Annotated in this window: 4 protein-coding genes and 2 pseudogenes; 2 read left to right on the top strand and 4 right to left on the bottom strand. The window is 72.2% G+C overall.

Annotated elements, in window-relative coordinates:
* Nucleotides 1–342, bottom strand: a pseudogene (locus AC2W7A_RS06955) (hypothetical protein); the annotation flags it as partial.
* A 192-nt stretch (nucleotides 343–534) separates the two neighbouring features.
* On the opposite strand from AC2W7A_RS06955, the gene hisS reads away from it, so the two are divergent.
* Entirely contained in the window at nucleotides 535–1,905 is a 1,371-nt protein-coding gene (gene hisS / locus AC2W7A_RS06960; RefSeq protein WP_485990717.1) for a histidine--tRNA ligase, read from the top strand.
* A 13-nt stretch (nucleotides 1,906–1,918) separates the two neighbouring features.
* Here the strand turns inward: hisS and AC2W7A_RS06965 are convergent.
* Nucleotides 1,919–3,198: pseudogene (locus tag AC2W7A_RS06965) on the bottom strand (APC family permease).
* Between the two features lie 145 nt (nucleotides 3,199–3,343).
* Between AC2W7A_RS06965 and aspS the strand changes: the two are divergent.
* Nucleotides 3,344–5,224 (top strand): aspartate--tRNA ligase, encoded by a 1,881-nt coding sequence (aspS, locus tag AC2W7A_RS06970; RefSeq protein WP_485990718.1) that lies wholly within the window; start codon nucleotides 3,344–3,346, stop codon nucleotides 5,222–5,224.
* Nucleotides 5,225–5,393: 169 nt separating this feature from the next.
* Here aspS and dtd read toward each other — a convergent pair whose 3' ends face one another.
* Both dtd and AC2W7A_RS06980 read right to left on the bottom strand, forming a co-directional pair.
* Entirely contained in the window at nucleotides 5,394–5,846 is a 453-nt protein-coding gene (gene dtd / locus AC2W7A_RS06975; RefSeq protein ID WP_485990719.1) for a D-aminoacyl-tRNA deacylase, read from the bottom strand.
* A 143-nt stretch (nucleotides 5,847–5,989) separates the two neighbouring features.
* A partial coding sequence (locus AC2W7A_RS06980) for a choice-of-anchor I family protein (RefSeq protein ID WP_485990720.1) occupies nucleotides 5,990–7,662 on the bottom strand: 1,673 nt, incomplete at its 5' end.

A 7,662-nucleotide genomic window follows, 5' to 3' on the forward strand; every position in this document is an offset into this window, starting at 1 on the left:
GGCCGGGGCGGCCGCGGCAGGGGTGAGGGGCGTGCCGGGCTTCACCGCCGCCGGGGACGGCGCGGCGGGCTTGGCCTCGGCCTTCTCCGACTCCGCGGTCTGCACGGACCCCTCGGCGTCGGCGTCCTGCGCGGATGTCTCGGAACCGGTCTGCTCGACCTCGGCGGCCTTCGTGGACTCGGTGGCGGGTTCGGCGGCAGTCGGCACGGCGGCGTCGGGGGCCTCCCTCGGTTCGGTGGCGGCCTGCTCTGCCGGAGACTGGACGGACTCTGCGGTCTCGGCACCCTCGGCGGCGTCGGTGGTCGGCTGCTGGTCGTCGGACTGCTGATTCTCAGTGGTCACCGCTGGAACTCTCCCTGAACGGGCCCGCCTCGCACGCGCGTGTGTCCAAGGCGGGTCGGGATGGACACGAACAGGCCAAGCCTAGCCGCGAACGCGCGCCCGCGCGCCACCGGTCCCGGCGCGTCCCGCCGCCTAGACTGTGCGGGTCAGCCCCGTCCACGCGACGGTCCCGCCCCGAGACGAAGGAACCCCATGGCCCGCAAGTCCTCCCTGTCCGGCTTCCACGAGTGGCTCCCCGCCGAGCGCCTCGTCGAGCAGCATGTGCTGGACACGCTGCGCCGGACCTTCGAGCTGCACGGGTTCGCCGGGATCGAGACCCGCGCCGTGGAGACCCTGGGCCAGCTGCTGCGCAAGGGCGAGGTGGACAAGGAGGTCTACGCCGTCTCCCGTCTGGCCGAGGACCAGGAGGTGGCCGAGGGCGTGCGCGCCGCGAAGGCCCCGGACGACCCCAAGCGCCTGGCCCTGCACTTCGACCTCACCGTCCCCTTCGCCCGCTATGTGGTGGAGAACGCCGGCCACCTCGCCTTCCCGTTCCGCCGCTTCCAGATGCAGAAGGTCTGGCGCGGCGAACGCCCGCAGGAGGGGCGTGCCCGCGAGTTCACCCAGGCGGACATCGACATCGTCGGCGATGGCCAGCTGTCCCCGCGCTACGACGTGGACGTGGCCCTCGTGATGGCCGAGGCCCTCGGGGCCTTGCCGATCGGCGACTTCCTCATCCGCATCAACAACCGCAAGCTCGCCGAGGGCTTCTACCGCGGCATCGGCCTGACGGACACCGCCGGCGTGCTGCGGAACATCGACAAGCTCGAGAAGATCGGCGCCGAGGAGGTCTCCCGCCTGCTCCAGGAGGAGCTCGGCGCCAGCGCCGACCAGGCGCAGAAGGCCCTCGCCCTGGCGGCGATCCGCACCGAGGACACCTCCTTCGTGGAGCAGGTCCGGGCGCTGGGCGTCCAGGACGATCTGATGGAGGAGGGGCTCACCGAGCTCGAGGAGGTCATCGGCACGATGCACCGCCGCGCCCCGGGCCGGGCCGTCGCTGACCTCTCCATCGCCCGCGGCCTCGACTACTACACCGGCACCGTGTACGAGACCGTGCTGGTGGGCCACGAGCAGCTCGGCTCGATCTGCTCGGGCGGACGCTACGACGCCCTGGCCTCCAAGGGGAACCGGACCTTCCCGGGCGTCGGCCTGTCCATCGGCGTCACCCGTCTGGTGATGCGCATGCTCTCCCAGAAGATGGCCGTCGCCTCGCGCGCCGTGCCCACCGTGGTCTACGTGGCCCTGACCGCGGACGAGGACTGGTCGGCCGCCCAGGACGTGGCCGGGGTGCTGCGCGAGCGCGGCGTCGCCGCCGAGGTGGCCGTCACCGCGGAGAAGTTCGGCAAGCAGATCAAGTACGCGGACCGCCGCGGCATCCCGTTCGTCTGGTTCCTGGGTGCGGGGGAGTCCGGCCACGAGGTCAAGGACATCCGTTCCGGCGACCAGGTGCCCGCCGACCCGCAGACGTGGATGCCGCCGGCCGAGGACCTCGTCCCGCAGATCGAGGACCGCACCGGCCGCTGAGCCGGCCGCCGGGTCAGCGTCCGGCCCGGTAGTCGCCCTTGGCGCGCACGAACGCGCGTCCGCCGGCACCCACGAGGAACACGCCGAGCATGGCCAGCACGGACATCGGCGGCAGGGTGAAGGCCAGCACCAGGCACAGCACCAGGCCCAGGACGTTCACCGCACGCGGCACGCGCAGCGGCCGGGCGCCGGTGAGCGTCAGGGCGGACAGGTTCGCCACGGCGTAGTACACGAGCACGCCGAAGGAGCTGAAGCCCACCACCGTGAGGATGTCTGTGGCCAGCACCAGCAGTATCACCGCCGCGCCCACCACCGTCTGGCCGATCCAGGGAGTCTGCGCCGGGCCGCCGACCGTCGCCAGCGGGCGGGGCAGGTCGCCCTCTCGGGCCATGGCCAGGGCGGTCCGGGAGATGCCGGTCAGCAGGTTCAGCATGGCGCCCACGCACGCCAGGGCGCGGCCACCAGGGCCGCCCAGCCCCATCCGGTGCCGAGCGTGGCCTCCAGCGCCGCGCGCACCGGGGCCTGGGACAGCGCCAGCCCGCTCCCGCCCAGGGCACCGAGCAGACCGGCGGCCAGCAGCACGTAGAGCATCACCGTGAACGCCAGGGCGCCCAGCACCGCCCGGGGGATGGAGCGGCGCGGGTCGATGACCTCCTCGCCCATGGTGGCCACGCGCGCGTAGCCGGCGAAGGAGAAGAACAGCAGACCCGCGGCCATGAGCACGCCCAGCGCGGACGGATCCCCGAGCGCTTCCGTGCCTCCGGTCGCGGCACCGCCGTCGCCGAGGGCGAGCCCGGCCACCACGGCCAGGGCCAGGACCGCGAGGACCGGGATCAGGATCACCACCGTGACCTGGACGGTGCGGGTCGCACCCAGCACGGCCACCACGGTGAGCACCACGACGGCGGCGACGCCCACGATCCGGGCGAGCAGGCCGTCGTCGGGAAAGACATAGAGGCCCACGGTGGCCGCCATGGCGGCCACGGAGGCCGTCTTGCCGGTGACGAAGCCCCAGCCGGCCAGGAAGCCCGGCCACGGCCCCAGCTGCTCGCGGCCGTAGACGTACGTGCCGCCCGAGGCCGGGTACACGGTGGCCAGCTGCGCGGTGGACAGGGCGTTGCAGAACGCCACGAGCGCCGCCAGCCCGAGGGCCAGGTACAGGGCGCCGGCGTGGCCTCCGGTGAGCGCGGCGGCCAGGCCCAGGGCCGTGAAGGCACCGGCCCCGACCATCGATCCGACGCCGATCACGGTCGCCTGGGGCAGGGTGAGTGTGCGCTGCAGGGTGCCGGACACGGCAGTCCTCTCCCTCGGTGCGTTCGGTGGATGGGGTGCCGGTAGACTCGGGGCGGTCACACCCATGCCTGCATGCCTATCACAGCGGTGTGACGCGCCCCTGAACCCGCGACGACGTCCGGCGATCCCGGACGAGGAGGAACCCGTGCTTCGCACCCACACCCTCGGCGAGCTGAATGCCTCGCTCATCGGCCAGACCGTCACCGTCACCGGCTGGGTGGCCCGTCGCCGCGACCACGGCGGCGTGGCCTTCGTGGACCTGCGCGACCGCTCCGGCTTCGCCCAGATCGTCGTCCGCGACGAGGCCGACTTCGAGCCGTTGCGCAACGAGTGGGTCCTGAAGGTCACCGGCGTCGTCGAGCGCCGACCGGAGGGCAACGAGAACCCGAACCTGCCCTCGGGCGAGGTCGAGCTGATCGTGGACGAGCTGACGGTCCTCAACCGCGCCGCCGCCCTGCCGTTCCAGGTGGACGAGCACGTGGAGGTCGGCGAGGAGACCCGCCTGCGCCACCGCTACCTGGACCTGCGCCGCCCGCAGCCGGCCAAGATCATGGCCCTGCGCTCCGAGGCCAACCGCATCGCCCGCGAGCTGCTGCACTCCGAGGGATTCCTCGAGGTCGAGACCCCGACCCTGACCCGTTCCACCCCGGAGGGCGCCCGCGACTTCCTGGTCCCGGCCCGCCTCGCCCCCGGCTCCTGGTACGCCCTGCCGCAGTCCCCGCAGCTGTTCAAGCAGCTGCTGCAGGTCGGCGGCATCGAGAAGTACTACCAGCTGGCCCGCTGCTACCGCGACGAGGACTTCCGCGCCGACCGCCAGCCCGAGTTCACCCAGCTGGACATCGAGGCCTCCTTCGTGGAGCAGGACGACGTCATCGAGCTCGGCGAGAAGATCGTGCAGGCGCTCTGGGCGAAGGTCGGCGTGGACGTCGAGCTGCCGATCCGCCGCATGACCTACGACGAGGCCATGACCAAGTACGGCTCGGACAAGCCGGACCTGCGCTTCGGCCTGGAGCTGACCGACCTCACCGAGTACTTCAAGGACACCCCGTTCCGTGTGTTCCAGAACGAGTACGTCGGCGCCGTCGTGATGCCGGGCGGCGCCTCCCAGGCCCGCCGCACCCTCGATGCCTGGCAGGAGTGGGCCAAGCAGCGCGGCGCCAAGGGCCTGGCCTACGTGCTCGTCCAAGAGGACGGCACCCTCACCGGACCGGTGTCCAAGAACATCACCGACGAGGAGAAGGCCGGCCTGGCCGCCGCCACCGGCGCGAACCCGGGCGACTGCATCTTCTTCGCCGCCGGCTCGCCGAAGGAGTCGCGCGCCCTGCTCGGTGCCGCCCGCGTGGAGATCGGCCGCCGCTGCGGCCTGTTCAAGGACGCCGGTCCGGACGTGCCCGTGAACGAGGCCGACTGGTCCTTCGTGTGGGTCGTGGACGCCCCGATGTTCGAGCCGGCCGCGGACGCGGTGGCCTCGGGCGACGTGGCCGTCGGCTCCGGCACGTGGACCGCCGTGCACCACGCCTTCACCTCGCCGAAGCCCGAGTTCATGGACACCTTCGACACGGACCCGGGCACCGCCCTGGCCTACGCCTACGACATCGTCTGCAACGGCAACGAGATCGGCGGCGGCTCCATCCGTATCCACGACCAGGACGTGCAGAAGCGCGTGTTCGAGGTCATGGGCCTGTCCGAGCAGGACGCGCACGAGAAGTTCGGCTTCCTGCTCGAGGGCTTCAAGTTCGGCGCTCCGCCGCACGGCGGCATCGCCTTCGGCTGGGACCGTGTGGTCGCCCTGCTCTCCGGCACCGACTCGATCCGCGAGGTCATCGCGTTCCCGAAGACCGGCGGCGGCTTCGATCCGCTGACCGCCGCCCCGGCCCCGATCACCGCGCAGCAGCGCAAGGAGGCCGGCGTGGACGCCAAGCCGGAGGACAAGAAGTCCGCCGGCGAGAAGAAGTCCGCCGGCGAGAAGGAGGCCGCCGCCGAGGCCGGCGACAAGGGAGCCGAGAAGGGCGCGGCGCAGGCCTGATCCGGCTGCGCTGAGCCTCCCGGTCCACTGCTGTCCTGCATACGGCCGCTCTCAGGACGATTCCTCGTCTGAGAGCGGCCGGCTGCGTGACGGCAACGGGAGGGGGCCGTCGTGGCGTGCGTCGTCCGTGCCGCTCACCTCACTCACGGCTCAGCCCACCACGCACCCCTCAGCCCCGGCGCGGCCCCTTCAGCTCATCGGAGTCCACGATCAGCGTGAACGGCCCGGAGTTCGTCAGCGAGACCTCCATCTGGGCCCCGAACACGCCGCGCTCCACGTGCACGCCGGCGGCTTCGAGCTCGGCCATGAATCGCTCGTACAGCGGCCAGGCCGCCTCGCCCTTGGCCGAGCGGGTCCAGGACGGCCGCCGTCCCCTGCGCACGTCCCCGTAGAGGGTGAACTGGCTGATCACCAGGGCCGGCGCCTCGGCCGTGAGCAGGGACCTCTCGTCCTCGAGCATCCGCAGCCCGGCCACCTTCTGCGCCACCTGCACGGCCTCGGCCTCCGTGTCCTCCACGGACACGCCCAGCAGGACCACCAGGCCCTCGCCCTCGAAGCCGCCCACCTCCTCGTCGGCGACGGTCACGGACGCGGAATCGGCTCTCTGGCATACGGCTCGCATGGGCACCACGCTCGCACGGCCCGCCCCCCCGGTTCCCCTCGTGGAAGACGAACGACGACGGGGCGCACCTGACAGCGTCAGGTGCGCCCCGCCGTCGGGAAGCCCTTCGGCGCTTCCGAGCCGGGCAGGCTCCCCGGGACCGGTCACCTCCGGATCGGGTTCACCTCGTAGACGGTGGTGGAGCCGGAGACCTCGTTGGCCACGATCAGCAGCGCGGTGCCGGAGGGGGAGTCGGAGGCCGGGACGAACTGCAGGCCCTCGGCGCCCATGTCGCCCAGGCCGGCCTCGGCGTCCTCGCCCTCGGCGTCCCAGTTGCGCTCGTTGACGTAGTCCACGAAGGTCGCGGCGGTCGGGTCGGTGATGTCGAAGACCATCACGCCGCCGATGCGCTCCAGGCCGAGGAACGCGTAGGTGCGGCCCTGGACCTGGCCGACCACCACGGACTCGGGCTCGGGGCCCTTGTCGTCGGAGCGCGCGTCGAAGGACGGGGTCTCGTCGTTGTTCGCGTTGAAGGCGTGCTCCGGGAGCTCGCCGGCGGCGATCAGGTCCGCGATGGTCTGCTCCACCAGACCGGCGGAGTCGAAGAGGCGCTCCCCGTCTGCGGTGTAGATGGAGAAGCCGCGGCCGCCCAGGGTGTGCAGCTGGGAGTAGCACTGACGCTGCTCATCCCAGCCGAGGTCGGTGAGGACGTTCAGGCGGCCGAGGTTCTCGTTCTCCTGCAGCTCGTCGGCGTCCGGGTACTCGGCGGCGCACAGCTCGAGGTCCTTGACGCGCTCGGTGTCCACGTAGTCGCCCCATTCGCGGGAGTCGCCCTCGTTGGCGGTGAGCACGAGGTCCTGGCCGCGGTGGCGGTAGACGTCGATGCCGTCCGGCATCGGGACGCCGAGCACCGGCCAGTGGCGCAGGTCGATCGCGTCGTCCTTGTTGGAGGCGTCGAACGTGCCGTCGGTGGACCAGTCGGTGAGCTGCAGGGCCCAGAAGTCCTTCAGGGAGGCGGACTTCAGGTCCACGGCCACCACGGCGTTGGCCTCCTGCACGGAGACGTAGGCGGTGCGGCCGGTCGGGTCGATGGTCACGTACTCCGGCTCGAGGTTGCGGGCCACGTAGCCCGCGTCCGGCTGGTCGGCCGGGGTCTGCACGTCCGGGCCGAACACGCGCACGCCCTCGGGCAGCTCGGCGCCCTCGTCGTAGGCGCGGAAGTCCACGATGCGCACGGAGTCCTGGGTCAGGCGGGAGAACTGCTGCACGTTCTTCGGGACGGTGATCACGGAGATGGTGCCCTCCGGGTCCACGGAGAAGTCGTCCGCCGGCTCGCCCTCGTTGGCGACCACGGCGTAGCCGCCGGAGAAGGCCACCGAGTCCGGCAGGGCGCCCACGCGGACGGCGCCGAGCGGGGCCAGGGTCTCGGTGTCGAAGAAGGCGACCCAGCCGAGGTCGGTCTTGACCGGCGCCTGCACGGCGACGGCCATGATGCCGTCGTGGACGGCCACGGAGTTCACGGTGGCGCCGGTGCCGATCACGGAGCTGTCGGCGGCCTGCACGCCGGCCATCTCGAGGGTGGTGGAGTAGGTCGGGGCGGCGTCGCCGTCCACGTGCAGCACGTCCACCGCGCCCTTCTCCGCGTTGACCACGAAGAGGCGGTCGGTGGAGGCGTCGAACGCCGGGATCTCGGCGGCGGACTCGTCGAAGACGCCGGTCTCGTGGGTGCCGGCCGGGGTCAGCTCCACGGTCTTGCCGGAGGGGTTGGCCTGCGCGCCGTGGCCGGCGTGGTCCCTTCTGGGCGGCGGCGGAGTGCGGGGCCGGGGCGGCGCCGGTG

The sequence above is a fragment of the Micrococcus sp. LASM2_SD2 genome, assembly GCF_057364565.1.